The sequence below is a fragment of the Paraburkholderia sp. FW306-02-B genome, assembly GCF_058782725.1.
This window is the reverse complement of the sequence record NZ_JBYSXZ010000003.1, coordinates 122361-147716: the sequence shown is the minus strand read 5'-3', so window position 1 is coordinate 147716 and position 25356 is coordinate 122361. Positions and strand designations below refer to the sequence as shown.

At 60.1% G+C, this 25356-nt stretch carries 28 protein-coding genes and 5 pseudogenes; 19 read left to right on the top strand and 14 right to left on the bottom strand.

Annotated elements, in window-relative coordinates:
- Positions 1 to 192: 192 nt before the first annotated feature.
- From AC3WOG_RS36395 to AC3WOG_RS36385, 3 genes are all read left to right on the top strand, one after another.
- Positions 193 to 543: a DUF4148 domain-containing protein gene (locus AC3WOG_RS36395; protein WP_492582691.1), complete on the top strand. Its 351-nt coding sequence runs from the start codon at positions 193 to 195 to the stop codon at positions 541 to 543.
- A 99-nt stretch (positions 544 to 642) separates the two neighbouring features.
- A complete protein-coding gene (locus tag AC3WOG_RS36390; RefSeq protein WP_492582690.1) occupies positions 643 to 933 on the top strand; it encodes a CidA/LrgA family protein in 291 nt (96 codons plus the stop codon).
- 135 nt (positions 934 to 1068) lie between these two features.
- Complete coding sequence (locus AC3WOG_RS36385) at positions 1069 to 1662, top strand: LrgB family protein (protein ID WP_492582689.1); 594 nt, start codon at positions 1069 to 1071, stop codon at positions 1660 to 1662.
- An 812-nt stretch (positions 1663 to 2474) separates the two neighbouring features.
- Here the strand turns inward: AC3WOG_RS36385 and AC3WOG_RS36380 are convergent.
- Positions 2475 to 2798, bottom strand: coding sequence for a hypothetical protein (locus tag AC3WOG_RS36380; RefSeq protein ID WP_492582688.1), 324 nt, complete (start codon positions 2796 to 2798; stop codon positions 2475 to 2477).
- 665 nt (positions 2799 to 3463) lie between these two features.
- On the opposite strand from AC3WOG_RS36380, the gene AC3WOG_RS36375 reads away from it, so the two are divergent.
- Positions 3464 to 3979 (top strand): hypothetical protein, encoded by a 516-nt coding sequence (locus AC3WOG_RS36375; RefSeq protein WP_492582687.1) that lies wholly within the window; start codon positions 3464 to 3466, stop codon positions 3977 to 3979.
- A gap of 507 nt (positions 3980 to 4486) precedes the next feature.
- Here the strand turns inward: AC3WOG_RS36375 and AC3WOG_RS36370 are convergent.
- From AC3WOG_RS36370 to AC3WOG_RS36355, 4 genes and pseudogenes are all read right to left on the bottom strand, one after another.
- A pseudogene (locus tag AC3WOG_RS36370) lies at positions 4487 to 4768 on the bottom strand (DDE-type integrase/transposase/recombinase); the annotation flags it as partial.
- 120 nt (positions 4769 to 4888) lie between these two features.
- Positions 4889 to 5428, bottom strand: a complete 540-nt coding sequence (locus AC3WOG_RS36365; protein WP_492582686.1) for a hypothetical protein — start codon at positions 5426 to 5428, stop codon at positions 4889 to 4891.
- 50 nt (positions 5429 to 5478) lie between these two features.
- Entirely contained in the window at positions 5479 to 5910 is a 432-nt protein-coding gene (locus tag AC3WOG_RS36360; protein WP_492582685.1) for a hypothetical protein, read from the bottom strand.
- A gap of 16 nt (positions 5911 to 5926) precedes the next feature.
- Complete coding sequence (locus AC3WOG_RS36355) at positions 5927 to 6436, bottom strand: hypothetical protein (protein ID WP_492582684.1); 510 nt, start codon at positions 6434 to 6436, stop codon at positions 5927 to 5929.
- A 26-nt stretch (positions 6437 to 6462) separates the two neighbouring features.
- Between AC3WOG_RS36355 and AC3WOG_RS36350 the strand changes: the two genes are divergently transcribed.
- Positions 6463 to 6633, top strand: coding sequence for a hypothetical protein (locus AC3WOG_RS36350; protein WP_492582683.1), 171 nt, complete (start codon positions 6463 to 6465; stop codon positions 6631 to 6633).
- A gap of 40 nt (positions 6634 to 6673) precedes the next feature.
- Here the strand turns inward: AC3WOG_RS36350 and AC3WOG_RS36345 are convergent, their stop codons facing one another.
- The 7 genes and pseudogenes from AC3WOG_RS36345 to AC3WOG_RS36315 all read right to left on the bottom strand — a co-directional run bounded on the left by AC3WOG_RS36345 (position 6674) and on the right by AC3WOG_RS36315 (position 9257).
- Positions 6674 to 7018: a hypothetical protein gene (locus AC3WOG_RS36345; RefSeq protein ID WP_492582682.1), complete on the bottom strand. Its 345-nt coding sequence runs from the start codon at positions 7016 to 7018 to the stop codon at positions 6674 to 6676.
- Positions 7019 to 7074: 56 nt separating this feature from the next.
- Positions 7075 to 7323, bottom strand: a complete 249-nt coding sequence (locus AC3WOG_RS36340; protein ID WP_492582681.1) for a hypothetical protein — start codon at positions 7321 to 7323, stop codon at positions 7075 to 7077.
- A gap of 10 nt (positions 7324 to 7333) precedes the next feature.
- Positions 7334 to 7768: a type II toxin-antitoxin system VapC family toxin gene (locus AC3WOG_RS36335; protein WP_492582680.1), complete on the bottom strand. Its 435-nt coding sequence runs from the start codon at positions 7766 to 7768 to the stop codon at positions 7334 to 7336.
- Complete coding sequence (locus tag AC3WOG_RS36330) at positions 7737 to 7970, bottom strand: FitA-like ribbon-helix-helix domain-containing protein (protein ID WP_492582768.1); 234 nt, start codon at positions 7968 to 7970, stop codon at positions 7737 to 7739. The genes AC3WOG_RS36335 and AC3WOG_RS36330 overlap by 32 nt, the downstream gene beginning before the upstream one ends.
- A gap of 119 nt (positions 7971 to 8089) precedes the next feature.
- Entirely contained in the window at positions 8090 to 8314 is a 225-nt protein-coding gene (locus AC3WOG_RS36325; protein WP_492582679.1) for a tyrosine-type recombinase/integrase, read from the bottom strand.
- 101 nt (positions 8315 to 8415) lie between these two features.
- Positions 8416 to 8697 (bottom strand): annotated as a pseudogene (locus AC3WOG_RS36320) (IS110 family RNA-guided transposase); the annotation flags it as partial.
- A 347-nt stretch (positions 8698 to 9044) separates the two neighbouring features.
- Complete coding sequence (locus tag AC3WOG_RS36315; protein ID WP_492582678.1) at positions 9045 to 9257, bottom strand: hypothetical protein; 213 nt, start codon at positions 9255 to 9257, stop codon at positions 9045 to 9047.
- 127 nt (positions 9258 to 9384) lie between these two features.
- Here AC3WOG_RS36315 and AC3WOG_RS36310 point away from each other — a divergent pair, with 127 nt between their 5' ends.
- Together AC3WOG_RS36310 and AC3WOG_RS36305 are read left to right on the top strand one after the other, a co-directional pair.
- Entirely contained in the window at positions 9385 to 9882 is a 498-nt protein-coding gene (locus AC3WOG_RS36310) for a tetratricopeptide repeat protein (RefSeq protein ID WP_492582677.1), read from the top strand.
- A 1160-nt stretch (positions 9883 to 11042) separates the two neighbouring features.
- Entirely contained in the window at positions 11043 to 11315 is a 273-nt protein-coding gene (locus tag AC3WOG_RS36305) for a hypothetical protein (protein ID WP_492582676.1), read from the top strand.
- A 111-nt stretch (positions 11316 to 11426) separates the two neighbouring features.
- Here the strand turns inward: AC3WOG_RS36305 and AC3WOG_RS36300 are convergent.
- Positions 11427 to 12293, bottom strand: a pseudogene (locus AC3WOG_RS36300) (IS3 family transposase); the annotation flags it as partial.
- Positions 12294 to 12695: 402 nt separating this feature from the next.
- Here AC3WOG_RS36300 and AC3WOG_RS36295 point away from each other — a divergent pair.
- The 5 genes and pseudogenes from AC3WOG_RS36295 to AC3WOG_RS36275 all read left to right on the top strand — a co-directional run.
- Entirely contained in the window at positions 12696 to 13562 is an 867-nt protein-coding gene (locus AC3WOG_RS36295) for a transposase (RefSeq protein WP_492582675.1), read from the top strand.
- Between the two features lie 197 nt (positions 13563 to 13759).
- Positions 13760 to 14515 (top strand): annotated as a pseudogene (locus tag AC3WOG_RS36290) (AAA family ATPase); the annotation flags it as partial.
- Complete coding sequence (locus tag AC3WOG_RS36285) at positions 14481 to 15134, top strand: hypothetical protein (protein WP_492582674.1); 654 nt, start codon at positions 14481 to 14483, stop codon at positions 15132 to 15134. The pseudogene AC3WOG_RS36290 and the gene AC3WOG_RS36285, both read left to right, overlap by 35 nt.
- 100 nt (positions 15135 to 15234) lie before the next feature.
- Entirely contained in the window at positions 15235 to 16941 is a 1707-nt protein-coding gene (locus tag AC3WOG_RS36280; protein WP_492582673.1) for a site-specific integrase, read from the top strand.
- Positions 16942 to 17012: 71 nt separating this feature from the next.
- Positions 17013 to 17927: pseudogene (locus AC3WOG_RS36275) on the top strand (peroxidase family protein); the annotation flags it as partial.
- A 117-nt stretch (positions 17928 to 18044) separates the two neighbouring features.
- Here AC3WOG_RS36275 and AC3WOG_RS36270 read toward each other — a convergent pair.
- Positions 18045 to 18326 carry a XapX domain-containing protein gene (locus AC3WOG_RS36270; protein WP_429259591.1) on the bottom strand — a complete coding sequence of 94 codons (282 nt, stop codon included), beginning with the start codon at positions 18324 to 18326 and terminating at the stop codon, positions 18045 to 18047.
- Between the two features lie 286 nt (positions 18327 to 18612).
- Between AC3WOG_RS36270 and AC3WOG_RS36265 the strand changes: the two genes are divergently transcribed.
- From AC3WOG_RS36265 to AC3WOG_RS36235, 7 genes are all read left to right on the top strand, one after another.
- Positions 18613 to 19299 (top strand): hydrolase, encoded by a 687-nt coding sequence (locus tag AC3WOG_RS36265; RefSeq protein WP_429259592.1) that lies wholly within the window; start codon positions 18613 to 18615, stop codon positions 19297 to 19299.
- Positions 19300 to 19468: 169 nt separating this feature from the next.
- Positions 19469 to 19636, top strand: coding sequence for a DUF1427 family protein (locus AC3WOG_RS36260; RefSeq protein ID WP_013092658.1), 168 nt, complete (start codon positions 19469 to 19471; stop codon positions 19634 to 19636).
- Between the two features lie 28 nt (positions 19637 to 19664).
- Positions 19665 to 21554, top strand: coding sequence for an amidohydrolase (locus AC3WOG_RS36255; RefSeq protein ID WP_492582672.1), 1890 nt, complete (start codon positions 19665 to 19667; stop codon positions 21552 to 21554).
- Position 21555: 1 nt separating this feature from the next.
- The gene (locus AC3WOG_RS36250; RefSeq protein ID WP_492582671.1) at positions 21556 to 22002 is read left to right on the top strand and encodes a DoxX family protein; all 447 of its coding nucleotides are present in this window, start codon (positions 21556 to 21558) and stop codon (positions 22000 to 22002) included.
- 40 nt (positions 22003 to 22042) lie between these two features.
- The gene (locus AC3WOG_RS36245) at positions 22043 to 22957 is read left to right on the top strand and encodes a glyoxalase (protein WP_492582670.1); all 915 of its coding nucleotides are present in this window, start codon (positions 22043 to 22045) and stop codon (positions 22955 to 22957) included.
- Positions 22954 to 23649: a YoaK family protein gene (locus AC3WOG_RS36240; RefSeq protein WP_429259596.1), complete on the top strand. Its 696-nt coding sequence runs from the start codon at positions 22954 to 22956 to the stop codon at positions 23647 to 23649. Before AC3WOG_RS36245 ends, AC3WOG_RS36240 begins: the two co-directional genes overlap by 4 nt.
- 92 nt (positions 23650 to 23741) lie before the next feature.
- On the top strand, positions 23742 to 25256 hold the full coding sequence (locus AC3WOG_RS36235; protein ID WP_429259597.1) for an alginate export family protein: 1515 nt from the start codon (positions 23742 to 23744) through the stop codon (positions 25254 to 25256).
- Positions 25257 to 25356: the final 100 nt, after the last annotated feature.

Below are 25356 nucleotides of genomic sequence, written 5' to 3'. Positions count from 1 at the left end.
TCCAACTGGAACACCCGGCAGAACTTTCATAAATACCAAGGAAGTCAGTTGCAGGTGATGAAAATAGACCCTGGCTGGATGCCCGGGTCCTATCCTGGAGCGGTCGCGATACAAAAAAGGAGATAACTCGCGAATAAAGAAAATTCTGCCCTGGTATTGCAAGAGCGTGCCGAGTCCTTGCAAGAACCTTCGATGCCTTTCGAAGCGGCACGAAATCCCGGCGCCAACTGCATGATTCGATTGGCGTTGGGCATGTCATACACCATGCTTGAGGATATGATGAAAACTCTGACTTTGATCCCTATTGCCGTATTGGCGTTGTGCGCCACGCTGGCCTATGCGGGCGACGACGCTAGCATAGCGAGTACGGCAACCGACAGCAACGCAGCCATGACGTCGGCCGCAGTCGGCGGCACGCCCGGGGGCGGTAGCATGAGCGGTGCCCACGTTGGCAAGACTCGCGCGGATGTCTATCAGGAATTGCAGCGCGCCCAGAAGGACGGCACGCTGGATCGCTTGAACGCGCTCTACGGCGGGAGTTAATCGCATACGCCGGGAACCTGCCGATTCCCGGCGCGATGATAGGGATGATCCTGTTGTTAGCCTCCCTGAGTCTCCGCCCCGGCCTTTCATCCGCCATTGATGAGCGACTCTCTTGCCCTGCTTAGGTTTCTGCCTCTTTTGTTCGTTCCGGCAGGAGTGGGCATCATGGTCTTTGCCGGCCAAGTGGCTCATGACCTGCTCCCGATAGCCGTGTCCATTGTTGTAAGTACGGTGCTAACAATCGTCGTTACCGCGCTTGTCGGCCAAGGCTTGTGCGCTTTATGGCCCCCGCGCGCTGCACCGCTGACAACACCGTTTGCATCGCCGTTCCATGCCGACGGAAACACAGCGCCTCCGGCTGCCGACATTGCGACGGTTTATACACCGTGAACTTTCATCAGAACATCGCGTCCGCGTGGGGATTTCTCGGAACAACACCCTTCTTTGGCTGACCCTCACGTTCCTCGCGTACGCAATCGCGCAGGTCGTCCCGGCTCGCTAAGAAAAAGTGCGCTCGCGAATCCCGTGTTAATTGCAATAGCGCTTTTGATACTTGCCTTGCGTGAATCGAACACCTCGTATGTCACCTACATGCAAAGCGCCCAGCCCATTCAATTTTTGCTCGGACCGGCAATCGTCGCGCTCGCTATACCGATGCACCGACAATTGCCTAAATTGCGCCGGCTAGCCCCGCAGTTGGCTGGCGCACTTGTGGCGGGGTGTGCGACGGGCATCTCATCGGCTGTTTTGATCCCAAGGCTCCTGGGGGCCACGGGTCAAATACTTGCCACTATTGCTCCGAAGAGCGTTACGGCAGGAATTGCTATTCGTATTTCCGAGAAAATCGGCGGGTTGCCGTCGCTGACGGCCGTCCTTGTGATCATGACCGGCATCACCGGGGCGGTGATTGGCAGCGGCCTTTTGAGGTTGATTCGCGTGTCGAGGCATGACCTGGGTGGCTTCGCACTGGGGGTAGCATCCCATGGAAGCGGCACTGCTCGTGCGTTGCAGATGAGCGAAGAAGCCGGCGCATTTGCAGGCCTCGGGATGGGCCTGAACGGCATTCTGACGTCCTTTATCCTGCCAATTATTTATCCAATCCTGAGCGGTTTTTCCTGACCCGACGGACCCACTTCGCTGCTTCATTTGCAACACTCCTTCTGCTCGCGCAGTCTTAGTGTGTTGCATCCACCGGTTGAATCCGCACCGACGGCCCACCGGATGGCATCGTTCCACGTAGGGCCGCTTTCTGCCGTGAAACCGACTTTCAAATGTCCGCGCGACGGCGTCAGTGAATGTCAGAAGATGGCCGTTCCCGAAAAGTCTTATCAGGCCAATGGGCGATCACTTCTACATCGTAAAGGAGTCAGAAGACGGAAACCCTCTCTGAGAGCAAAGGACGACGAGCGGCCTTAGGTGCGAGCAATTCCGCATCCGTTGGATCGTAGTTCAATGTGTAGGGGATGCCTGGCGACAGTGGGGCCGCGTCTAGCCCCCAGATCCAACCGTGGAAGGCCCTCCGATCGTTAGGCGAGAAATGGCTGCTTGTTGCCTGTCGTGACCGGCTCATGGCGGCGCAAATCCGATGAATAAACTCAGAAATGGGCATGCCGCGCGGGGAGCCGTCCGACGATGTTGTCGTCGCTGGTGATGCGCGGGAAGGTCCGAGCCGCGAATGCCGCTTCCCGCCATCCGGTAGACGCCTGCAAACCGCTCGCAGGGCTCGGGTGATATCGACGCGTGTCCCGGACCCGCCAGCGATTTCTACGTGCCTTAAGGTGAGCTTTTTCGGGGCCAGTGCGCCGTCCACACCTTGCGCAGCATTCGCCCGATGCTCGCGCCGTACCGGTTCGCTTCGGTAATGCACCTCGATGCGCATTTTCGCGCGCAGGTTGGCACCGCCAGAATCGCCGAGCTGTACCTGTCGGTTTTCATTTGGTTGCCTCAAGCCGCTCGCGCAGCCAGTCGGTCACTGTAGCTTCCGACGGACAGCCGTATTCGAGCAGCACGAGCCGGATATCGTTAAGCACCTGTTGAACTGCCTCGTACACGTAACGCGACACGTAGTTCGCCTTATCGTGTCCGAACACCGTCCCTACGTCGATGTCGATCAGCGCGAGGCGCATGCGACCCAGCAGCTCGCGCTGTGAGAGCGTCAGGTTCCCGTCACGCAGGGTGCGCGTGGCGTCTTCAGCCAGCCGCTCACGCTGCCGTGACTGCAATTGCGCGATGCCCTTCAGGGTTTCATGTTTCATGATTTGGTCCCCGTTTCATTTTTGTCGTGCCGGTCCAAGCGGGCGTGTGATTGTTGGTCGTCTGTCCGATTGCGCGCTGCAATCTATGCGAGCAGTAGCGCGCCCGGTTCAGGCCACGGCAAAAACTTCCCCCATGCCGTGGATCAACAATACCCATTTGCCGATCATTTTCTGTGCGCTGATACGCATTGGGCGATACCCCTACCATCGTTTGAATCGCGGCGATGAAAGAAACACCCCGACCGCGTTCTCGGCGGCCTTGCCCGTAGAGATGGAATACCCCCTACACCCTGCGGGAAGGCCCGCCAAGGCGACCAGGCGGCCCGCCACGGGCGTGCGCGCCGCGGGTTGACCGTGCCCGGAGGTCCGACGTGCGGCAGGCCGTTGCGAGATGTTTTCGGTTCAGACCACAATGCACGCCGATTACCGCACCCGCCCGGCGCGCCCGTGTGGGCAGTCACCTTGCGTCGAGCGCAGTTGATAAACCCGCCTTCGGCAACTTTCCTCAAACAGGTACGGACCACCGGGGGCGTCTCAGTCTTGAAACACTGGCGCCCGAATCCGTGGCTTGAAGAAGGTGGGTTGTGGGTCTTAGCCAATGCATACGCTGCGTCCGAGTCAATGGCACGCTTAATGCTCACACGCCATCGAAAGGGAAATCAAAAATGACAAAGTTTAAAATTGCACTTGTTGCCTTTCTTTGGTTGCTGTTGGGAGCACCGGCCTTTCTTGGGTTGCCGTTAGGAGCACCGGCGTTTGCTCAGTCGAGCAGAGAGTTGCAACGTGCATTCATGAATATCGATGCACAGATCAAGACAGGCATAAATTATCGCGTTTACAACGTACTCGTCGGCGACGCAAACCTTGAACTAAAATTGTACGCCGCGTCGAAGGAAGGAGTGCAGCACCCGCAGGCCATAGCTAGCTTCAAGAGTTCCCTCCTCCAGTACGCTCTCGCCGCTAGTCTTTGGGAGCGCGAGTTGCAGGGTGCAGGCTGGAATACAATTTCTCCTACCGAGCCGATGTATCAAAGATTGGTGACTTCTTATCCCGATGCAACGAAGTCATTAAAAGCAGGGGGTGCCATGATTGATGATGGAACGCTGAGCATTGAGTTTCTAATACCTCTTATCTGGCAACGCGCCGTTGAGCAAAGCAAGCTGGCAATGAGCTTGATGTAAAGCTTCTTCGATGGTCGCGGCGGACGCGCGCCAATTGCCGAAACCGCCGCCGTCGCACGCCCCCGACCACCGCCAACCGCACCCGCGTTCGTTTGAAGTCACACGCCGACCATCAACATTTTTACGCACCGCGCTCAGATGCACGGCGCACTCTCCATGCCGCGCCGTCACAAGCGCACGGCATCCGGGGGGGCTGCGCTGACGGCGGGCACGGGCAGGCATGGCCGATCAGGCCGTTTTCTGCGTCGCGCTATTCTTCCTTTCCAGGTGGTTAGGCTATTCACCCTTGTATTTGCCGACAATGAAAGGCGGATATCAAAGAGCGAAGTTCGCCCTCTTTGCGATCCATGCACCAATGCCCAGTGCGTGCCCTCAATTTTTGTCCCCTTTGGTGTCCGCAATAATTTGGTGGGCACCAAATTACCCAAATCCTCAACCCGTCGTTCACAACGGCCCAGACGAGCCGCAGACGGTTGTGTCGCGATAAGGAGGGTAGGACGAGCAAGGTCAATATGCATAGGCCAAGGAATAGAATTGCCCGGCTGCGGTCCTAGCAACACCGTCATCTTGCAGTTGCCCCTTGCGAATCATGTGCATGAGTTCAATGCCGGAAAGGATGATGCGCGCACAGCGGAAAGTCTTGAATCCCATCATCGGTCTGACGATGCGTTTGACAGCGCGGTGATCCTGCTCGACGATGTTGTTCAGATACTTGCTCTGGCGGACCTTGATCGGTGCCGGCCGCTCGGCGTTAAGCGCTTCGAGCGCAGCCAGATTGGCGCCGCTCTTGAATGGGTAGTGCAGCCGCTTCAGCACCTTGCCAATGCCAGCGGGCAGCGTCCTGCGCGGCGTCTTCATCTTGGCCATGTGTTCGTCATCGGTGGGCGGGCTCCGATTTTACCCCAGTGCTTAGCGCGACACAGCCCCGCTGTGCGCATCGCCGAGAGACTTCCTCAACGCATTGAAGATGTTCATACCCGCCCAAACGACGCGGTAACGATAGACAACCGCATTCCACTTCTCGTCGTGACTCAGATCGGCCCCAATTTCATGCAGAAACTCAGCCAACTTCCGACAGCGCAGCGATAACAGATCGAGGTGCGTCTTTAGCTCACCGGAGATACCCAATATTCCTCGTAGACTTGACGGATCGGAAGCAGGCTCAGGGTCCATAACGAGAACCTGAAAGTCGGCGACTTCTGCGACGTAACCGGCAAGCACGTTGCGATTTGCGAGGACAGGGCTGGGCGATGCGAGAATTTCCATCGACTTTTCGATCCACCTCTTCGCTTGTTGCTCCTTGAAATCCGGCGTTAAATCCTGCGTCGCGTACAAGTTGTTCGTCCAAGCGTCGCGGATGGCAACCGAAGCGGCGATGAGGGCCGTTGGTTGGGACGTAACGACATTGGGAAGCTTCGGCGAAAAAGCATCACGCAGCCTCTTGAACATAGTGTTCTCCTGTTTGGCCCGCACGACCGTCGCAAGCGCTTTTCCGATGGTTACGACGGAATGCAGGCAGCGCGCATCGCGTCCGCGAACGTCACCAGCGATGGTTTTGTGCGCAGGCATTCGTACACGTCGAGCAGATGCGCGTCGGACTTGCGCGCGAGCAAGTCGGTCACGACGGTAAACGCGAGGTCCTCATCATCTTGAGACAGCGAGACCGGTGTGAGGCTTTGCAGCGTACCTAGCAGCATTCCGGGTTGCTCGCGATACTTGTCAACAATGTTGAATCCCGTGGCTTCGAGATCGGCAGTCGTTTGGACGGCGGCGATGTACGTAACAAAGGGCTTTGCGCCATGCACTTCGATAGTAGCCAGATCGTCGCCTACCGCATCGCGAATGTCTGAGACAGTTTGATTGAGAGCCGCGCCCTGAAAACGGGCTTTCTGTTCTGTCGACGCATCGGTCAGATTGATCGTGATTTTCATTAGCTTTTCCGGTCAGTTATTTACCCTGCGCGTCATGCTTGGCGGACGTAAAAATACCAGCGAGATTTTTCTTATCCGCTTCTTCGTCGGCCCTACTAAGCCTTCCTCCGCGCTTCCTGAGATGTTCCGTAAAGTCACGATCAAGCTTTGCCAAGCGATCGTATGAAACCTTAGCGTTCTGGAACTCCAGTTCTCGGACCAACTCGTCGCACCGATCGTGTGACGCCCATAAAGCACCGGCTTTCTCGCGCCAGCCGCGATTTTGGCGAAGCCACTCCAAGGCGCCGGTCAACGCAAGTGCGATGGTTACGTAGTAGCTTGGTATTTTCAAACCTGTTGCGAGAATGCTGACAACGAACGATAGAAAGGCAAGCAGCAAGACCAACCGCGCTGTCCATTTGATTTTTCGGCTTATCGCCTTCGCTTCGCGAAGATCACTTTCTCCCTGGACGCGAATACGCGTAACCAGCGCTTCTACCTTTTCGCGAGCAGCCAGTTGTGCACCAATGGGATGATTGTCTTCCATACATTTCCGCTCCGTTAGGTATTCAGGTGAATGATGAAACGCCGACCATCGCCAGTGAGAAGCGCGACACCATCATGAACGGTCAACAGTCCAAGCGCGATACAAGCTTCAGCATCAAGTTGTTCCGCTGGGGCGAGCAGATAGTCGCGCCCCTCGCGTCCAGCGGCGTCGACCAACTCCAACGGGCGCATTTCTAATAGGTTGCTTTGTTCATCGTTCGCTCTTTTCCGGTGTTTACTAACCGTTGGGCAGGACTGAGTTGGTCAGCTTTTCGATAAGAGGAGCATACTCAGACTCCAACCTTCCGCGTACATCATCGAAATCTTTCCTCGCGCCTTCGACCGCTGCTTCGAGTTCGGCTGCCCCGCCCGCCAAAACCAACGACAGCATGTCTATTGCATAATTGAACTCGCGCTCTAGGTCTGTTAGCGATTCGATGAGCTTGAACTGCAGCAGGTGCGGCTGCATCGCCGCGACGAATGCGACTTTCCCGCCGACCGTTTGCAACGACCCAATCGAAACCGCCAACTGCTCGCGGATAGCATCGCGTCGCGCAAAAAGATCCGTTCCGTTCGATTTCATCTTCTCTTCCCTTTGCTTTGTTTTGGTGCTGGTGATACCCGATTAGCCAACGTTTCCTAGTCCTGCGAGCGCGACGAATTGCGCGCGCTCGCAATTGCCTCATCGCCCAGTCTTTGGTGCGAGTTGATATTCAAGTCGGGGTTGGTATCGATCGCCTGCGCCGCCCATAATTCATAACGCGCCGTGGCATCGCTTTCGGTCCACCCGTGCCTCACATGCTGCCGGATGAAGTCGGCTTTCGCGCGCGGATCGGTTCGGGGCAGCGAGCCGCCCGTCTGCGAGTAATCCGTTGGGATGAATCGCATACGCTTTTCCTTAGTCAAAGGGATTCAACAACCGGACCCCTGTTCCTGCAAAGTCATCGACGTTGCGCGTGACAACGGTGAGGTCATGAATCAAGGCTGTGGCCGCAATCAGTTTGTCCAAGGCATGCTCCGGATGCGGCACGCGGAGCCGTCCCCATAGTTGGCCGATTTCTTCGTCCACAGAAAGAACGTTTTGGGCATAGTCAACCATGATCGCCTCAAGCCACGTTTCGAGGATTGTCGCCTGCTGTGTGTCGCCCCTGTGGCGGATCAACTCAACTCCACGGCGCAATTCCGCAACGGTGACGACCGACAAATAAATATCGCTGTCGTCTCGCACCGCTTGGCGGAAGAAAGCACGCACCCCTTTGTTCGCGCGGTCCCGTTTTCGGACCTCGCTGATAACGTTCGTATCAACCAAATACACGCGAAGCCTCGCCGTCATCGACGCGCTCAAAATCCGAATCCGCACCGACGTTTGGAATACCCGTCAACACTTCCGCAAAACTCTTACGCTTGGGCTTTCGCAGCGCCTTTGCCAATATTTCGCGATGCTCGGCTTCGGCGCTGCGGCCATGCGCAGCGGCCAGTTCGCGCAAACTCTGAACCAAGGCGTCGTCCACGTTACGCACCAAAAGATTTGCCATTGCAATGCCTCCTGTGATGTTGATATCAATGATATCATTCAGGCGACGGATTGCAAGCATTGCTATCATCGAAAACGACGTCCAACTTTAACTGGTATCGGCACATCAAAGCGTTTTCTTCAGTCCCACTCCAACTGATCGAACGCCGGTAGCGCATCGCGCTGCTCGCGCGCCGTGACGTCCAGATAGGGTGAGACGTAATCAAGATGCGAATGGCCGAGCAGCAACTGAACGGTGTCGAGCGAGTGGCCCTGTGCTACCAAGCGGCTCGCGAACGTCCTGCGGACCACTGTGGCTGCTGTGACCGGCACCCAGGCCAGCGGCACGGTACAGACCTGTGACATAGTTTTGGTTGCGGCGCTTGAGAAGACGCGACAGACAAACGTACCAGCACCCGCGCGCCAGCGTTGCGATGCGCTGGCGCGTCTGAAAGGGATTGGCGAAGTACGACATGGCACTCAATGTTTCGGGGCTGCAGCGCACGACAGATCCAGAACGCATCCTGCCCCGCCTCATAGCTCACGACGGCCCGTACGTCTGCAGGCAACGACCACTTCTCCTTGTGTGCCTCGATCAGGTCCAGCACCGCCTGCAGACGCGCCGCGGCCTGCGGCTGTGCGACCGTGTGCACGGCCGGCTTCTCGCGCCGACCGTCGTGAAGTGCGACTTTCCATTTGGCCGCCGCCAGTTCCAGCGACACTGCCAGCACCGGTACGTCACCACTAATCGTGTATGCGCGACCAGCAGTTCAATCGCGTCAATCCGCGCGCCAAACCGTAACGTCCTGTTTCGGACCGCCACATGATTGCACTGTTCACTAACCGGGAGAAATTCGCGCATCGTCTCGACCACCCGTCGATAGGACATCTGCGCCGCGAGTTTCGCCTGGAGGGCCAACAGCTCCGGCGTGGCACGCTCCGGTATGATCGGCCATAGCGGGCAGAACGCTGTTTCCAGATACCAGGGCGGCTCACAGGCGCACGACACGATGCGTGGGCTGCGGAAGCCGACGGTACCAAACACGGTATCCACTTTGCGTTGCCGGTAGTCCTTCAACGCCGGCCACCGATGGCATCATCGACAGATACGTCGCAAGGCGCAGATCTCGTCCGCCTGGGCTGGGATCAACGCCTGTTGCAGGTTATGCAGCAGTAGCTTTCCGTCCGCCAACGACAGCCCTATAGATTCGGAATCGAGTGATTGGCCTGGCCGGTCGATCCGGCCCACCTCGATCGTCTTTGCATCACCCCAGTCGGTAATCAATTCGACGCGAACGACGATTTTCATCACGTACCTCGGCGTAGGCACTGGCGAGGTTCAATGCTAGCGTTGCCGAAAACCCCGCGCTTTTTGACAGTCCATCCTGTGTGAAGCGGGACGCTGCGAAGAAGCGCTGGCAGTATTTGACAGGGCTTTGGAATACTTCCCGGACGATTGCCAGCTTCACTTCAACCGCGCCGTTGCCATGGAAGAGCTAGACTGCCCCGAGGATGCGCTGAATGGCTACGAAAAGTGCCTCGCGATTGAGCCGGATTACGCGGACGCACACTACAACCTTGCAAGACTCAAGGAACTTCGAGGGGACAAGCAAGAGCGCTCCGGCACTACAACGCGTACCGCCGTATCCAGGGCTCTTCAACGTCGCTATCAGCAGATTAGCGCGCTGGTTTGTGAAGTTCGGAATGAGTGCCGGCGTTCAATTATTGAACGCCGAGCTCAACAACGTGCGAAGTTCAGGCGACTACGACTATTATTCGCCGGGATCTGGATCGTCTTTACCACCACCACCTTCACCACCTTCACCACCACCCTCAACGGGCGGATCAGTTACATCAGTGAATTCAGGCGGGGGAGGTGCAGTTACAACTGGAACGGGTTCCTCACCTGGTTCCGGCATGGGGTCGCCAGATAACGATGGCTCGAGTCCGGGGGTTACCAGTTCGACTATCGGGCCCATCGGGTCGATTATTATTGGATCGGGCACAGGCGAGTCATCCCCCGAGTTCACCGGGTCGATTACTGGAACTGGGCCAGCGGACACACCATCTTCGTCATTCGTAGTCATGTCAAACCTCACAAGGTTTACGTTCGATATCCGTAAGCACCCCCGGAGATTCTTTCCAAAATGCAATGCGCGTCGCCGACGTCGGTCCGAGCCATCGCCGGGCATTCCTGCACAGCGTGAGCGAGCAAGCAGTTTCACACAGTTCGTTGGATGAAAACCGCGAGGCCTTGGCCTACTCGATGCCGGTGTGTTGCCTAACGAACGAACGGGATTCGGCCCCTTGAATTGCCCCTTGTGCCGGCGAGCCATGGAGGGGTTAAAGGATCCGATCCCGGGCCACGACAGGCTTTCGAAAATAAAGTCTTACCACTCAGTGAGACCATCATGTCTGACTAACTGCAAACCTTCGTCGGCACGCTGCTCGTCATCCTTGCTGCGGTCGGGATCGGCTGTGCCATGTTCTTTCTGATCGACCTTATGGCCGGTCACGGGAAGTCGGGCCGACCGTATCGCCCAGCCGTTGCCCAAGTGCATCAGGTCGACGAACCGGGAAGCGCTGCTATGCGCCATATCACGCACGTTGCTGCCGACCGTCTCTATTCGTTCATCGAACGCAATGTCTACCTCGGTGCACGCTCGGCAGGGGGGCGACGCCACGGATAGCGTATCGCGTGGGCGTTGGTGCACTTCGTCGGCGTGGGGGGAGACTGGTAAGGTAGCGGCCCGCCTTTTCTGCGTTACCCGCCGATGCCGCACAAGCACACCACCGTTCGCCGTCACCGGCCCGCCAGGCGTTCCGCCGAATCGCAAGACTTAACCCGCCGCTCCAAGACTCCTTCTTGCCCAATTCCTCACGAATCTTTGCGGACGCCCTGCAGCGTCAAAGCCGGCACGCAGGAAGGGTGGTGCGTCATTCTCACAACAAAGCGGTGCATGCCACACAGGTGTTCCCCTTATTTTTGATAGCCTTGGTCTTGCTGGCGACCGGAGCCCGCCGTTTCGTGCCCCGGCGTGACAGCATGAATTGACATCAGCGGAAGCGCACCCGACGACAGGAGGGCTTCATTATGCTGCGGTGGATTGCAAGCTGGGCTGTGCGTAACGCACCCACTCCGGAGAAGCAGGCTGAGCGGGCGTTGCGAGAACTGCGTCTGGAGCTTTTTCAGGCGGAGCAACGTGTTCTGGACGCGCAGATGCATGCGGATTACTACCGTACGCGCCTGGCCTTTTGCGAAGAGGTTTTGAAAAACGGCATCGAGCAGGTTTCTGATCAGCGCAAAGGCCAAACAGAGACCTCGCAGGCGTTGCGGCCGGGACTCAAGCTCACAGCAGCTCAATAGGCTAAGCTGCTGGCCGGGCGGGGTGGTTACTCCTTCCAGGTCTCGCCGTCCAGGGCGAATTGCTCGATGACTGACCTTGCCCCTGTTCCGCGAATCCCATAACCGAGGGAATTATGCGGCTCGTCCCTGCTGAGCTGCGAACCAGTTGTTCTCGAACGTCATGGGACTGACGTAGTCGAGTGTCGAGTGTAACCGGCGTGCGTTGTAAAAGCCCAGCCAGTCAATCACCTCATCCATTGCGGCACGCCTCGTGGTGAAGTGCCGTCCATGCATACGTGCTACCTTCAGCGAACCCCACAGGCTTTCTGTCGGCGCATTGTCCCAGCAGTCGCCGCGTCGGCTCATCGACGAGCGCATGCCGTAGGCCTTCAACGTGTCCTGAAACAGGCCGCCGCAATACTGGCTGCCCCGGTCGCTATGCACGATTACACCAGCCTCAGGGCGGCGCCGGAACCACGCCATGCGTAGCGCGTCTGTGACCAGTTCCGCTTTCATGTGCGGCTGCATTGACCAGCCCACCACCTGCCGGCTGAACAGGTCGATGATGACCGCGAGGTACACCCAGCCTTCGGCTGTCGCCAGATAGGTAATATCGCTCGTCCAGACCAGGTTCGGGGCCGACGCCGTGAAGTTGCGCTCCAGCAGATTTGGTGCAACTGGCAGGTTGTGATTCGAGTTCGTCGTCGCGATGTACTTGCGCTTGTGCCGTGCACGAATGCCATGCTGCGCCATCAGCTTGCGAACCCGCTCCTTGCCCACGCGCACGCCGCGCGCGAGCAGTTCCTTCCACATGCGCGGCCAGCCGTATTCGCCTTTGACCTGCGCGTGAATCGCCTTGATGTGCGCGAGCAGGGCATCGTTGCTCATGCAGCCTCTGTGCGGCTTGTCCTGGGCGGTGCGTTGCTGGCGCTGATGATATCCGCTGGGGCTGACTTCCAGCGCTTCACACAGCACTGAAACTGGCCAGTGGTGTCGACGACTCGGCAGCGCACGATAGGCCTGTCGATGCAGACGCCCGTGCAGGTCGTTGAGATTTCGCTCCAGGTCGTGCTCATAGTCGTGCCACGTCACGCCATCAACCGCAGCCGCCGCCTTCTTCTTCAACCAGAAGAACGAAGTTTCCAGCAGGTCAATGTCGATCAGATGGAACAGAGCCGTGAACCGTTCCTTCTTCCTTTGCCTTGCAGCGCTTCCCGCACACAGTCCAGTCGCGTTGGGACACGTTTATCCGGCTCTGAGGATGGACACCGGTAACGTATCGGCTGTCCAACTGGTTGCGGGTTTTTCGAGATGGTCGAATTTGTCTGCCAGCCCCGCCCAGGCTGGGTTTCTGAGCGTCAGGGCAAAATCGGTTAGAGTCCAGATTTCTGGACGCATCGAATGACGGATAACCCCTGCTGGCAAGCGATTCCGACGAAATTGAGCAAAGCGCAGTTCGAGGAATTTGTCTTGCCACACCTGAGTCGTGGCCGACGCGGACCGCCGCCGACGCTGTCGTTGCACAAGATCTTCAATTACATCCTGACGGCGCTCTATATGGGGTGTCAGTGGATGATGCTGCCAATCGAAAGCAATGACAAAGGCCGCCCCGAAATCCACCACACGCGCGTCTACCGGATAATGCGGCGCTGGCAGACCGATGGCAGCATCGAGCGAATCTTTGCGGGCACGGTACATCAACTTCATCAGGACCAACTGCTCGAGCTTTCCGTCATCCACGGCGACGGCACGACGACCGCAGCGAAGAAAGGCGGCGATAACCTCGGCTATAGCGGACATAAGCATCTCAAGGGCTGCAAGGTTGTCGCCTTCTGCGATCGCGACTGCAACATCATTGCGCCGTTCGTGACGGCCCCGGGCAACCGCAACGAATCGCCCCTGTTGCGCGATGCGCTGCCCAGACTCACCGGATTGGTCCGCGCCATTGGCGCGGACCTGCAGGGTTCAACCGTCAGTCTGGATGGCGTCTACGATTGCCGGGCCAACCGCAAGGCGATCTTCAATCGTGGCATGGCCCCGAACATCCCCGAAAACCCGCGTGGGCGAAAAACACCGAAGCGTGGGCGCAAGCAGCGTTTTGATCCGGCGATCTTCGAGGAGCGCTTCAGGACCATCGAACGCGTCTTTGCCTGGGAAGACAAGTTTCGCCGTCTGCTGCTGCGCTTCGAACGCATCAGTGACGTGCACTACGCATTAAAGACGCTCGCCTATACGATGATCAACCTGCGGCACTACTGCCAAAACTGATCTCACGTCCAGGCGAGGCGTAGCATCGTCGGCGCTCAGCCCAGCGTCGCGATTGTGCTCGACCTGCTGATACCTTTATCTTCGCATGCCGAAACATATCTTCGCATCTTCGGCGCGCCGTGCCCGATATCGATTTGCAGCTCGGGCTTGTTCGACCGCTCTGTACGAAATCAGCGTCAAAACTAGCAACCAGTTGCAGCTATCACGCGCAGTGTGAGCATAAGCCCCGCCATGCCGAAGGCCCATTCTTTGCGAATCTGCTCGAGGCGGTCGGGGACCCCGATCCCAACGCGGGTTCGAACCCGTCGAAGCGGATGCGACTCTCGCTAAGAATACGCGAGGCGGCCGCCCGCGCCGGCAGCGGTACCGTACTGCTCTTTTGCGACGAAGCGCAACGCTACAACGAGAACGAATATGAGTGGCTGCGCGATGTCCACGATGCACTGGACCGTCAACAGATCAAGCTTTTCACGTTCCTGGTTGGTCAGCAGGAGCTTCTCGCGCGGAAGACCGGCCTGCAGATCGCCGGAAAGACGCAGATCGTCGCGCGACTGATGGTCGATGAACTGTCTTTCTACGGTATACGCGACGCGGAGGACGTGGCTACCTGTCTCGACGGCTATGACAGGACGGCTTACCCGGAGGGCAGCGATTGGAGCTTTACCCGCTTTTACGTCCCTCGCGCATTCGAGACTGGATATCGTCTGGTCAGCGACGCAGGCGTTCTGTGGCACGCGTTTGAGTCTGCGCACCATAGGGCGAATCTGCCCGGAAGACTTGAGATACCCATGGAATCGTTCGCCAGGGCTGTCGAGATCGTGCTTAAAGAGAGTGAACTGAAGGACGGGCTTCAATACACGCCAGATGCTGCGCTATGGGCACATGCGGTCCATCACTGCGGTTACGTCCAGTCCCGTCATGCAACCGGCCGCGTTCTCGTCGCCGCCGCGTAGCGCAGCATTGCTGCGCGCGCCGCGCTTTCCGATCCTCACACTTGACGAGCGCAAGCTAACGCCCGCGCTGGGCTACGTCTTCAGTAAGAAGTGGATTGATCCCTGTGAGTCCCTCATCTCGATTCTCTGGAAGTTTGAAAAGGCGAATGCTCTACCAGGCCACGTGGTCGCACGACTGATGGGACCGGACATCGATCCCTACGAAGGTGTCGTGCCGCAACTGGGTCTGGTTGATATTCGTCGGCTGCATGAAAGTCTTCCCGTACCAATCAAAACGCTACATGCGTCGCTGCTGCAGCCGAACCAGCGGCGACGTTGCAGCGGAGTTTTCCGCCACTGTCACCGTTGTATGGCACACGGCTACCACAGCGTGTTGCATCAGCTGGAAAGCATCTACGCCTGCCCGGCGCATCACCGATCACTGGAAACGGCGTGCCGGCGCTGCGGTTATGAAGCGCCATATGTGGCGAGCGTACGGCTTCTGGAGGCACCATATCGCTGTGCGTATTGCCGCGCGAGCTACGGCGGTCAGGGCTGGACACCCAATACGCGGCAACCGATGAAAGCGGAGTATCGCAAGGCCTTCACGCGGCGGTATTTTGAGTGCTATTTCGGCTGACTGAGACCATGGTTGTGGTACCAAAAAGCCACGAAATTTACGTCTATTCAGATAATCCTTCTTATCGTAATGGACACATTTTTACACTAAACTTCGGGTCATGAAAATACGTCAGTCTTCCGATCCCGGGCACGGCCACACTCCCGATGCGCCAACGATTCCCGATGCCGACCAGCTAGCGGCGCTGCGCGGCTGGTATGCGGGCCTGTCCTCCACGGCCGCGGTGGACCGCTACCTGCCGCACGGCAAGACTTCTGGCCAGTCGGCGCGCGGCGTCATCGGCCAGATCCGCCGGCAACTGGTCGCCTTTGCCCGTCATCGTCAGCGCACCGATCTCGCCGATCTCTTCCAGCATCCCGTCAACGAACGGCTTGAGCGTGCCAGTGCGGTCGCACATGCGCTTAAGATACTCAGCGCCTTGCCTGCACCGCAGCCGCAGATCGCCGACGACATCGAACTGTGGCTGAACCCCCGCGCCGTGCGCGTGCTGCGTGCGGCCGGCATCACAACGCTTGCGGACCTGACCGTGCGCGTGCCTCGCCGGCGTCGCTGGTGGACCGCGATCCCCGGTCTGGGCCAGACCAGTGCCCGACAGATCGAGATGTTCTTCGAGGCCTATCCGCAATTGACGCAACGGGCGCGCGCACTGATCGCGAGTGCCTCGCCGGGCACGGTTGTGCCATGGGAACGGTTGCGGTTGCCGCATGAAGTTGATGGCTCACACGGGAGCTTTCGCGCCCCCCGGCAGGTGTGTACGCTTGACGCGTCAAACGACTATGACGCGGTGCAGGCCTGGCTCGCGCTGCACGAGGCGCCGACCACCCAGCGTGCGTATCGCAAGGAGGCGGAGCGGCTCATCCTGTGGGCGATTGTCGAGCGCGGACGGGCGCTTTCCTCACTCACCACGGAAGATGCGATCGCCTACCGGGCCTTCCTGCGCCGGCCGACGCCACGCGAGCGCTGGGTTGGACCGCCGAGACCACGCACTGCACCGGACTGGCGGCCCTTCGCCGGCAACCTGTCTGCGCGTTCGGCCGCCTACGCGCTGTCGGTACTCGGCGCACTGTTTCGCTGGCTGATCGAGCAGCGCTATGTGCTGGCCAACCCGTTTGCCGGCATCAAGGTGCGGGGCCGCACGCGCGTCGCGCCGCTCGACACGTCGCGTGGATTTAGCGAAGGAGAATGGCTGCTCGTTCGCACGATTGCAGACGGCCTCGAATGGTCATATGGCTGGGAAGCGCCTGCGGCTCAACGGATGCGCTTCATGCTGGACTTCTCGTATGCGACTGGGTTACGTGCGAGTGAACTCGTCGGAGCGGCGCTGGGCGACATCCGCACCGACGAACACGGCGATCACTGGCTGCATCTGGTCGGCAAGGGGGGCAAGCCCGGCAAGGTCGCTTTGCCACCACTGGCACGCACGGCGCTCGATCAGTATCTTGTACAGCGTCGCCTTCCGGTCACGCCGGCGCGCTGGGATCCAAGGACGCCGCTGCTAGCGAGCCTCGAGCAGGACAGCACGACCGGCATCACCGGTACCCGCCTGTGGAACGTGATGCGGCGCTTCTTTGGTCAGGTCGCCGATGTCATTGCGGCCGACCATCCCGCGCCCGCCGAAAAGTTGCGACGCGCCAGCCCGCACTGGATGAGGCACACCCATGCCACACATGCGCTGGCCCGTGGCGCGGAACTGACGACGGTTCGGGATAACCTGCGCCACGCCTCGATCGCGACCACCTCGATTTACCTGCAAAGCGACGAGGTCAAGCGGGCACGTCAGATGACTCAGGCTTTCGCCGCGCGATAGCGCAAAGCCCGAGCCCAGACGGGCTTTGTCCGCTTAACGTGCATTATTTTCCGTTTTCTGAAGCGACCCCGATCTGGCAAGACCCGATTCCGGCTCTCGATCATCCGCTCGTGAGCGAGAAAGACGTGGCGGCGCTCAAGCAGACGATTCTCGCTTCGGGGCTGTCGGTCGCCGAACTCGTGCAGACAGCTTGGGCTTCGGTTTCGACTTTCCGCGGCTCCGACAGGCGCGGCGGCGCGAACGGCGCGCGCATCCGTCTCGCGCCGCAGAAGGACTGGCCGGCGAACGAACCCGCGCAACTCGCGCGGGTGCTCGGCATACTGGCAGACATTCAGGCCGGGTTCAACGGCGCGCAGCCGGACGGCAAGCAGATTTCGCTCGCCGACCTGATCGTGCTCGCGGGCGGCGCGGCCATCGAGGAGGCCGCGAAGCGAGCCGGCTACGCCGTTACGGTACCGTTCTCGCCGGGCCGCATGGATGCGTCGGCGGAACAGACGGACATTGAATCGATCAACATGCTCGAACCGGCCGCCGACGGCTTCCGCAACTTCCTCAAGGGCGAGTTCCCCGTGTCCGCCGAGGCGCTGCTCGTCGACAAGGCTCAGTTGCTCATGCTGAGCGCGCCGGAGATGACTGCGTTGATTGGCGGCTTGCGCGTGCTCAACGTCCACACGGGCCGGGACGCGCACGGTGTCTTCACCGAGCGTCCCGAAACGCTCACCAACGACTTCTTCCGCAACCTCCTCGACATGAGCACCGAATGGCAGCCGGTCTCGGCGGCGAAGGACGTGTTCGAGGGCCGCGACCGCAACACCGGCAAGCTCAAGTGGACCGGCACGCGCGTCGACCTGATCTTCGGTGCGCACTCGGTGTTGCGCGCGCTGAGCGAGGTCTATGCGAGCGCGGACGGCGAGCAGAAGTTGGTGCGCGACTTCGTGGCCGCGTGGGTCAAGGTGATGAACCTCGACCGTTTCGAGCTCGCGTGAAGGAGGCTTGGGTCACGCGACGAATGACGTATGTCGTCAACGCGTGACTCGAGGGATTGGGCGAGGTAACCGGAGGGTTCTCTCGGGCATTCGAGGCCGACGCCCGAGAGATGCCGATCAGAATGAGGATGACTGCGGGTCCTTTGCGGCTGCGTTGGAGCCGTGAGCGCCCGGCAGCGAGCCGAACATGTGCTGGCCGCATTTCGCCTCGCGCCATGCGGCACCCAACTTCGAACCGGAGAGCACCCTGCGCGCGAGCGGCAGTATCTGCTCGCCGGCCAGCATGCCCAGCAGGCCCATCAGCGCAATGGTGGGCGGCGCCGGCGATTGCACGCCGATCGCACCGTAGACGACCCCGGCAAGGATGCCGGCCAACAGGGAAAGGATATACGGTTTCATAGTGCGAGCCTCATTGACGACCTGTCCCATGACAGGATCTACCGAGCGAATTCGTGGAAAGCCTAGCGGTTACTCTGCATTAAGAAAATCCCGATTAAGGCTTTTTAAGATTAATTATTCGGGCCATAAAATTTAATCCCTTTTTTAGTTGTTGCTGCTCTGTCTTTGCGTGTCAAATAACCGCAGCTGGATGTCGAATCGCCCAGCGCCAATGCACGTCGGACGCCCGCCGGCCAGGCCGGCATGGCGACTTCCTCCTCTGTCCGGTTCAAAGGAAATACCCGTCATGAACAATTCGAAGCTCGAAGTACTCACTCCGCAGAACAGCCAACTGATCATCATCGATCACCAACCGCAAATGGCGTTCGGCGTTCAGTCGATCGACCGTCAGGTGCTGAAGAACAACGTCGTCGGTCTGGCCAAGGCGGCCAAGGTGTTCGACATTCCGACCACGATCACCACGGTCGAATCGCAGAGCTTCTCGGGTTACACGTATCCGGAACTGCTCGACGTGTTCCCCGAGCACAAGGTGCTCGAACGCACGTCGATGAATTCGTGGGACGACCAGAAGGTGCGCGACGCGCTCGCGGCGAATCGCCGCAAGAAGGTGGTCGTGGCGGGTCTGTGGACCGAGGTCTGCAACACGACGTTCGCGCTGTGCGCCATGCTCGAAGGCGACTACGAGATCTACATGGTGGCCGACGCATCGGGCGGCACGTCGAAAGACGCGCATGACTTCGCGATGCAGCGTATGGTCCAGGCGGGCGCCGTGCCCGTCACGTGGCAGCAGGTCCTGCTCGAATGGCAGCGCGACTGGGCTCACCGCACGACCTACGACGCCGTGATGGCGATCGCGAAGGAACACTCGGGCGCGTACGGCATGGGCGTCGACTACGCATACACGATGGTCCACAAGGCAGCGCAGCGCACCGCTACGCAGCACGAGGTGCTGCCGGCCGTACCGGCACGTTAATCGCCTCGTCGTCGCGATCGCCGGAACCGGGGCGATGCGCTCCGCGTAAAGGCGGCGGTAGCGCATGCGATCTGCCGATCGCTGCGCTGCAGTGCATCCCCCGCGAGGTACTCGGGTTGAACCGCGAGGTCTCGCATCAGCATTCCACACTCACAGAGAGACTGATCGTATGGAATCTTATCTGCTGTCCCTCGCTGCAGGGATGCTGATAGGCGTGATCTACAGCGTGATCAAGGTCCGCTCGCCCGCGCCTCCGCTCGTTGCCCTCATCGGCCTGCTTGGCATGTTGATCGGCGCGCAGGCCGTTCCATCCCTGAGGCAATTGTTGGGCTTTTAACCGAACTGACAGAAACGAGGAAACGCAAATGGGCGCAACCGCTACCCATCCCGATCTGATTTTGCATAACGGACGGTTCACGACGCTGGATCGTTCGAACCCGGTCGCTAGTGCCGTGGCGATTGCCGACGGCCGCTTCGTCGCGGTCGGCAGCGATGCGGACGTCATGCCGCTTGCGGGCCGTGCGACTAAAGTTATCGATCTCGGTGGCCGGCCCGTGCTGCCTGGCCTCATCGACAATCACCTGCATTTGATTCGCGGCGGTCTGAACTACAACATGGAGCTGCGCTGGGACGGTGTACGCTCGCTCACCGTTGCCATGGAGATGCTCAAGCAGCAGGTCGCGATCACGCCCGCGCCGCAATGGGTGCGCGTGGTCGGCGGCTTCACCGAGCACCAATTCGAAGAGAAGCGGCTGCCGACGCTCGATGAGCTGAACGCCGTCGCGCCGGATACGCCCGTGTTCATCCTGCATCTGTACGACCGGGCGCTGCTCAACGCCGCCGCATTGCGCGTCGTGGGCTATACGAAGGACACGCCTGAGCCGCCGGGCGGCACGATCATGCGCGACAGCGCAGGCAACCCCACCGGGTTGCTGCTCGCGAACCCCAATGCGTCGATCCTCTACGCGACACTCGCGAAAGGCCCGAAGCTGCCGATAGAGTATCAATACAATTCGACGCGCCATTTCATGCGCGAACTCAACCGCCTTGGCGTGACCGGCGCGATCGATGCCGGCGGCGGCTCGCAGAACTACCCGGACGATTACGAAGTCATCCGCAAGCTCCACGATTCCGGCGAAATGACGGTGCGCATCGCGTACAACCTCTTCACGCAAAAGCCGCAGGCCGAAAAGGAAGACTTCGTGAACTGGACCGGATCGGTCAAGTATCACGATGGTTCGGACTACTTCCGCCACAACGGTGCGGGTGAAATGCTGGTGTTTTCGGCGGCTGACTTCGAGGACTTCCGCGTGGCGCGCCCCGAACTGCCGCCCGGAATGGAAGGCGAGCTCGAAGGCGTCGTGCGGGTACTCGCACAGAGCCGCTGGCCGTGGCGCCTGCATGCGACCTACGACGAAACCATCAGCCGCGCGCTCGATGTGTTCGAAAAGGTCAACAAGGATATTCCGCTCGACGGTATCAACTGGTTCTTTGACCACGCGGAAACCGTTTCGGAGCGCTCGATGGATCGCATCGCAGCGCTCGGTGGCGGCATCGCGGTTCAGCATCGCATGGCCTACCAGGGCGAGTATTTCGTCGAGCGCTATGGCGCCCAGGCGGCGCAAGCCACGCCGCCCGTCGCGAGAATGCTCGAGAAGGGCATCAAGGTCTCGGCTGGCACCGATGCGACCCGCGTCGCGTCGTACAACCCGTGGGTGTCGCTCGCATGGCTCGTGAGCGGCAAGACGGTTGGCGGTCTGCGGATGTATCCGCAACGTAACCTGCTCGATCGCGATACGGCGCTGCGCATGTGGACGGAGTACGTCGCCTGGTTCTCGAACGAAGAGGGCAAGAAGGGGCGCATCGTGCCGGGGCAGCTCGCCGACCTGATGGTTCCGGACCGTGACTTCTTCTCGTGCGCGGAGGACGACATTGCCGGCACCACCGCATTGCTCACGGTGGTCGGCGGAAAGATCGTCTGGGGCGCGGGCCCGTTCTCGCAACACGATCAGCCCATCCCGCCTGCAATGCCGGACTGGTCGCCGGTGCGCCAATACGGCGGCTATGGCGGCTGGGGCGCGACGCAGCGCGACGGCGCGCCGCTCGGGCGTGCCGCTGCCGCGGCGCTGTGTGCCTGCGCGAGCGCCTGCGGCGTGCATGGCCATGCGCACGCGAGCGCGTGGGCCAGTGCGTTGCCGACTTCGGATGCAAGGGGCTTCTGGGGCGCATTCGGCTGCTCTTGCTGGGCGATCTGACATGACGACATGGAACGGCAGCACCAACCCCGCATGGGTTGATGCGCTGCTATCGCAGCCGTGGGTGGGACCGCTCGTGCGCCTTGCGCTCGTGTCCGCCTACCTCATCGGCGGTGTCACCAAAGCACTGAACTTCGAGGGCGCGGTTGCGGAGCAGGCGCATTTCGGCCTGCACCCGGCCGCTCTCTGGGCAGCGCTCGCGGTGGCGGTCGAGATCGTCGGCTCACTGTGCGTGGTATTGCGCCGCTTCACATGGATCGGCGCTGGCGGCCTCGGCATGCTGACCGTCGTCGCGATGCTGGTTGCCAACGACTTTTGGAACCATGCCGGTGCCGACCGCTTCATGGCGCTCAACAGTTTTTTCGAGCATCTTGGACTGATCGCGGGCCTGGTGCTCGCGACCCTGCTCGGCGATATGCAGCGTCCGGTCGGCGAGAACCGCGCCTGACCGATTGATCAGTACGATGAAATATCAAGGAAATTCCGCTATGAAAGCAATTCGCACTGCCTTAGTTTCACTTATGATCGCGGGCGGTCTCGCCACCGCGCCCGTTTCTTTCGCGAAGCCGCCCGTAATGCCGATCGAATCGCCGTCGGTCGCAGTCGGTCCACAGTACGACACGACGCACGTATACGTAGCGCCAGAGAACTTCGATCGCTTCACCGACAGTTTCGTGGCGACGTTCGGCGGCAGCAAGTCGAAACAAGGGGTGTTCCAGGTCACGCCGACACCGAGCCAGACGATGTCGCAGCTCGTGTTTACCCCGGCAGGCACGATATCCGTATTCGGCTTCAAGACGCCCATGCCGTATCCGTTCGGCGCGGAGCGCACGGGCTACCTCGTGACGGATATGGACGCGGCGGTGAACTCGGCGCGTGCACTCGGTGCGGATGTGATCGTCGATACGTTCCCCGACCCGATCGGCCGCGACGCAATCATCACGTGGCCGGGCGGCACCAACATGCAGCTCTACTGGCACACCGAGGCGCCGCATTACGACAAGTTGCAGACCATTCCCGAAAATCGGGTCTACGTGTCGCCGCAAAGCGTGCACAAGCTGGTTCACGATTTCGTTAAATTCTCACACGGCAAGGTGGTGTCCGATGACCTGAAGGCGCCGGGAGTCGAGATCGGCAGACCCGACGACACCTATCGCCGCATTCGGATCGAATCGCCGTTCGGCAAGATGACCGTGCTCGTGACGGACGGCCACTTGCCTTACCCGTACGGGCGCGAAGTGACCGGCTACGAAGTATCGAATCTGGCCGATACGCTTCAAAAGGCGAAGACCGCTGGCGGCAACGTGCTGGTGCCGCCGTTCACGTCGGCCGGCCGTGATGCCGCGATCGTGCAGTTCCCCGGCGGCTATATCGCCGAAATTCACGCGGTCACGGCGCAATGAAGTCTGAGGACTCGATCCTTGCCGCGATCGCCGGCTTTGTCGATACGCTGAGCTTCGTTGCATTGTTCGGTTTGTTCACCGCACACGTGACGGGCAACTTCGTATTGATAGGCGCCGGCATCGCCGGCTCCGGGCAGGGCGTTCTGCTCAAGCTGATCGTGTTCCCCGCGTTTATCGGCGGGGTCGTTCTCAGCAGCCTGCTCGTGCGTTGGCTCCCGCAGGGACAGGCACGTCAGGGCGCACGCTTGCTTTATGCGGTGCAGGCCGTGCTGATAGTCGGCTTTTGCCTCGCCGGCGTATGGGCGACGCCGATCAGCCAGCCAGATAGCCTGCCTGTCATCCTGGCGGGCGTCGTGGGGGCGTTCGCGATGGGTGTGCAGAATGCGCATCCGCGCCTGGTCCAACGCCCTGGTGTGCCCAACACCGTAATGACGGGCAATGTCACGCAAGCCGTTCTGGATGTGATCGACATGCTGTCGCCGGACACGGCCGACAGCGTGCGTGCAGCGGCGTGCTTGCGCTTCCGGTTGATGATGCCTGCGATTGTCGCGTTTGCCGGTGGTGCGGTGGCCGGCGCACTGGGAGTGGTCTACATGGGCTTCTGGGCGCTGCTTGCGCCGGCGTGTGCTCTCGCCGGGCTGGCGGTGACTACGGGAGAGCATGAGCGCGCGATTGCAGCGGGGCGCTCATGAATCCAGGCGGCGAAGAACATCATCCTGCTCAGGCTGGGCGCGTGCGCGGGACGAGCAAACACAAACACGAGCCGACAAAGGCAAGGAAATCCATGGTATCGAGCAAGATGCGCGGGCGTCGATTCGAGAAGGCAGCGCGCTGGACGGCCATCGCCGGGCTGCTGCTGGCGGGCGCCGACGCGGCGTTCGCAGACACAGCTGCGCAACCGGTTGCAGGTGCGAGCCTCGCGGCTGACGCAGCCGGCGCGAACACAGGCACCGCATTGAATGCCGCCACAATGACCGATGCATGCAACGTCAAACGTCCTGCCGTGATGTTCAACCGCTGGCAGGAAGACTGGTCGGTGCTTGCGAACCCATGCGTTCCGCGCAAGCCGCTCGACAGCCTCAAGTACATTCCGCTCGGCGGCGACCCCGCGTCATATCTGTCGCTTGGTGCGAACCTGCGTGAGCGTATCGAAACCAATGACGCCCCGCTGTTCGGTGTCGGCTCTGCGCAGTCGGATACCTATCTGCTTCAGCGCATCGAAGTGCATGCCGATGCACATCTCGCCGAGCACTGGCAGTTCTTCGTCCAACTTGAGGATGCGCGAGCGTTTGGCAAAAACGTGGTCACGCCGGTGGACAAGAATCCGCTCGATCTCGAGCAGGCATTCGTGGCCTACACCGGAGCGCTCGGCGGCGGTACGTTCAAGTTTCGCGTTGGCCGCCAGGAAATGGCATTCGACTTGCAGCGTTTCATTGCCGTACGCGATGGCCCGAACGTACGACAGGCCTTCGATGCCATCTGGGCAGACTACGAATACCAGAAGTGGCGCTTTATCGCCTACGCAACGCAGCCCGTGCAGTACCGCAACGCGACCGTGTTCGACGAGGTGTCGAACCGCAATCTCACTTTCAGCGGCGTGCGTTTCGAGCGGCAATCCGTCGGGCCGGGTGACATGTCCGGGTACTGGTCCCGCTATAACAACACCAACGCGCGATACCTCGACGCTCAGGGTTCTGAGCACCGCGACGTCTGGGACCTGCACTATTTCGGCACGCGCGGCGGCGTCGATTGGGATGCGGAGGCGATGCTGCAGACGGGAACGGTCGGTAATAGTACGGTTCTCGCGTGGGCGGTTGGCTCGCTCGCAGGTTACAAATTCGACATGCCGTGGACGCCGCGCGTCGCACTGCAGATCGATGCGGCGTCCGGCGACCGGCACCCGCATGATGGTCGGCTCGAGACCTTCAATCCGCTATTTCCGAACGGCTATTACTTCACGCTGGCAGGCTATACGGGCTACGCGAACCTGATCCATATCAAACCGTCGATTACGCTCAGGCCTTCGGCCAGTCTCACGCTGCTTGGCGCGCTGGGCTTCCAGTGGCGCGAGACGACTGGCGACGCCGTGTACCAGCAGCCGAATCAGCCTGTGCCGGGCACGGCGGGCAAAGGCAGCCTGTGGACAGGTATGTACGTGCAATTGCGCGCGGACTGGACGATTGCGGCCAACCTGGTAGGTTCGGTCGAAGCCGTGCACTTCCAGGTGGGAAACTCGATTCGTAAGGCGGGCGGCCGCAATGCCGACTACGCGGGCGTCGAACTCAAGTACGGGTGGTAGGACTTGCCGGCTATCGTGCCGATCCCGGCGGCGTCAGGAGCGTTGCGGGGATCGCGCCCTGTGTCTACGTCGTTCAGGCTTTGACTACGGCTGGCCCGAT

What these genes read in the sequence shown, in the direction of transcription:
- AC3WOG_RS36395 (WP_492582691.1), top strand. Translation starts at nt 193, where the DNA reads ATGCCTTTCGAAGCGGCACGAAATCCCGGCGCCAACTGCATGATTCGA.
- AC3WOG_RS36390 (WP_492582690.1), top strand. Translation starts at nt 643, where the DNA reads ATGAGCGACTCTCTTGCCCTGCTTAGGTTTCTGCCTCTTTTGTTCGTT.
- AC3WOG_RS36380 (WP_492582688.1), bottom strand. Translation starts at nt 2,798, where the DNA reads ATGAAACATGAAACCCTGAAGGGCATCGCGCAATTGCAGTCACGGCAG.
- AC3WOG_RS36375 (WP_492582687.1), top strand. Translation starts at nt 3,464, where the DNA reads ATGACAAAGTTTAAAATTGCACTTGTTGCCTTTCTTTGGTTGCTGTTG.
- AC3WOG_RS36365 (WP_492582686.1), bottom strand. Translation starts at nt 5,428, where the DNA reads ATGTTCAAGAGGCTGCGTGATGCTTTTTCGCCGAAGCTTCCCAATGTC.
- AC3WOG_RS36360 (WP_492582685.1), bottom strand. Translation starts at nt 5,910, where the DNA reads ATGAAAATCACGATCAATCTGACCGATGCGTCGACAGAACAGAAAGCC.
- AC3WOG_RS36355 (WP_492582684.1), bottom strand. Translation starts at nt 6,436, where the DNA reads ATGGAAGACAATCATCCCATTGGTGCACAACTGGCTGCTCGCGAAAAG.
- AC3WOG_RS36345 (WP_492582682.1), bottom strand. Translation starts at nt 7,018, where the DNA reads ATGAAATCGAACGGAACGGATCTTTTTGCGCGACGCGATGCTATCCGC.
- AC3WOG_RS36340 (WP_492582681.1), bottom strand. Translation starts at nt 7,323, where the DNA reads ATGCGATTCATCCCAACGGATTACTCGCAGACGGGCGGCTCGCTGCCC.
- AC3WOG_RS36335 (WP_492582680.1), bottom strand. Translation starts at nt 7,768, where the DNA reads ATGACGGCGAGGCTTCGCGTGTATTTGGTTGATACGAACGTTATCAGC.
- AC3WOG_RS36330 (WP_492582768.1), bottom strand. Translation starts at nt 7,970, where the DNA reads ATGGCAAATCTTTTGGTGCGTAACGTGGACGACGCCTTGGTTCAGAGT.
- AC3WOG_RS36325 (WP_492582679.1), bottom strand. Translation starts at nt 8,314, where the DNA reads ATGTCACAGGTCTGTACCGTGCCGCTGGCCTGGGTGCCGGTCACAGCA.
- AC3WOG_RS36315 (WP_492582678.1), bottom strand. Translation starts at nt 9,257, where the DNA reads ATGAAAATCGTCGTTCGCGTCGAATTGATTACCGACTGGGGTGATGCA.
- AC3WOG_RS36305 (WP_492582676.1), top strand. Translation starts at nt 11,043, where the DNA reads ATGCTGCGGTGGATTGCAAGCTGGGCTGTGCGTAACGCACCCACTCCG.
- AC3WOG_RS36295 (WP_492582675.1), top strand. Translation starts at nt 12,696, where the DNA reads ATGACGGATAACCCCTGCTGGCAAGCGATTCCGACGAAATTGAGCAAA.
- AC3WOG_RS36285 (WP_492582674.1), top strand. Translation starts at nt 14,481, where the DNA reads ATGCAACCGGCCGCGTTCTCGTCGCCGCCGCGTAGCGCAGCATTGCTG.
- AC3WOG_RS36280 (WP_492582673.1), top strand. Translation starts at nt 15,235, where the DNA reads ATGAAAATACGTCAGTCTTCCGATCCCGGGCACGGCCACACTCCCGAT.
- AC3WOG_RS36270 (WP_429259591.1), bottom strand. Translation starts at nt 18,326, where the DNA reads ATGAAACCGTATATCCTTTCCCTGTTGGCCGGCATCCTTGCCGGGGTC.
- AC3WOG_RS36265 (WP_429259592.1), top strand. Translation starts at nt 18,613, where the DNA reads ATGAACAATTCGAAGCTCGAAGTACTCACTCCGCAGAACAGCCAACTG.
- AC3WOG_RS36260 (WP_013092658.1), top strand. Translation starts at nt 19,469, where the DNA reads ATGGAATCTTATCTGCTGTCCCTCGCTGCAGGGATGCTGATAGGCGTG.
- AC3WOG_RS36255 (WP_492582672.1), top strand. Translation starts at nt 19,665, where the DNA reads ATGGGCGCAACCGCTACCCATCCCGATCTGATTTTGCATAACGGACGG.
- AC3WOG_RS36250 (WP_492582671.1), top strand. Translation starts at nt 21,556, where the DNA reads ATGACGACATGGAACGGCAGCACCAACCCCGCATGGGTTGATGCGCTG.
- AC3WOG_RS36245 (WP_492582670.1), top strand. Translation starts at nt 22,043, where the DNA reads ATGAAAGCAATTCGCACTGCCTTAGTTTCACTTATGATCGCGGGCGGT.
- AC3WOG_RS36240 (WP_429259596.1), top strand. Translation starts at nt 22,954, where the DNA reads ATGAAGTCTGAGGACTCGATCCTTGCCGCGATCGCCGGCTTTGTCGAT.
- AC3WOG_RS36235 (WP_429259597.1), top strand. Translation starts at nt 23,742, where the DNA reads ATGGTATCGAGCAAGATGCGCGGGCGTCGATTCGAGAAGGCAGCGCGC.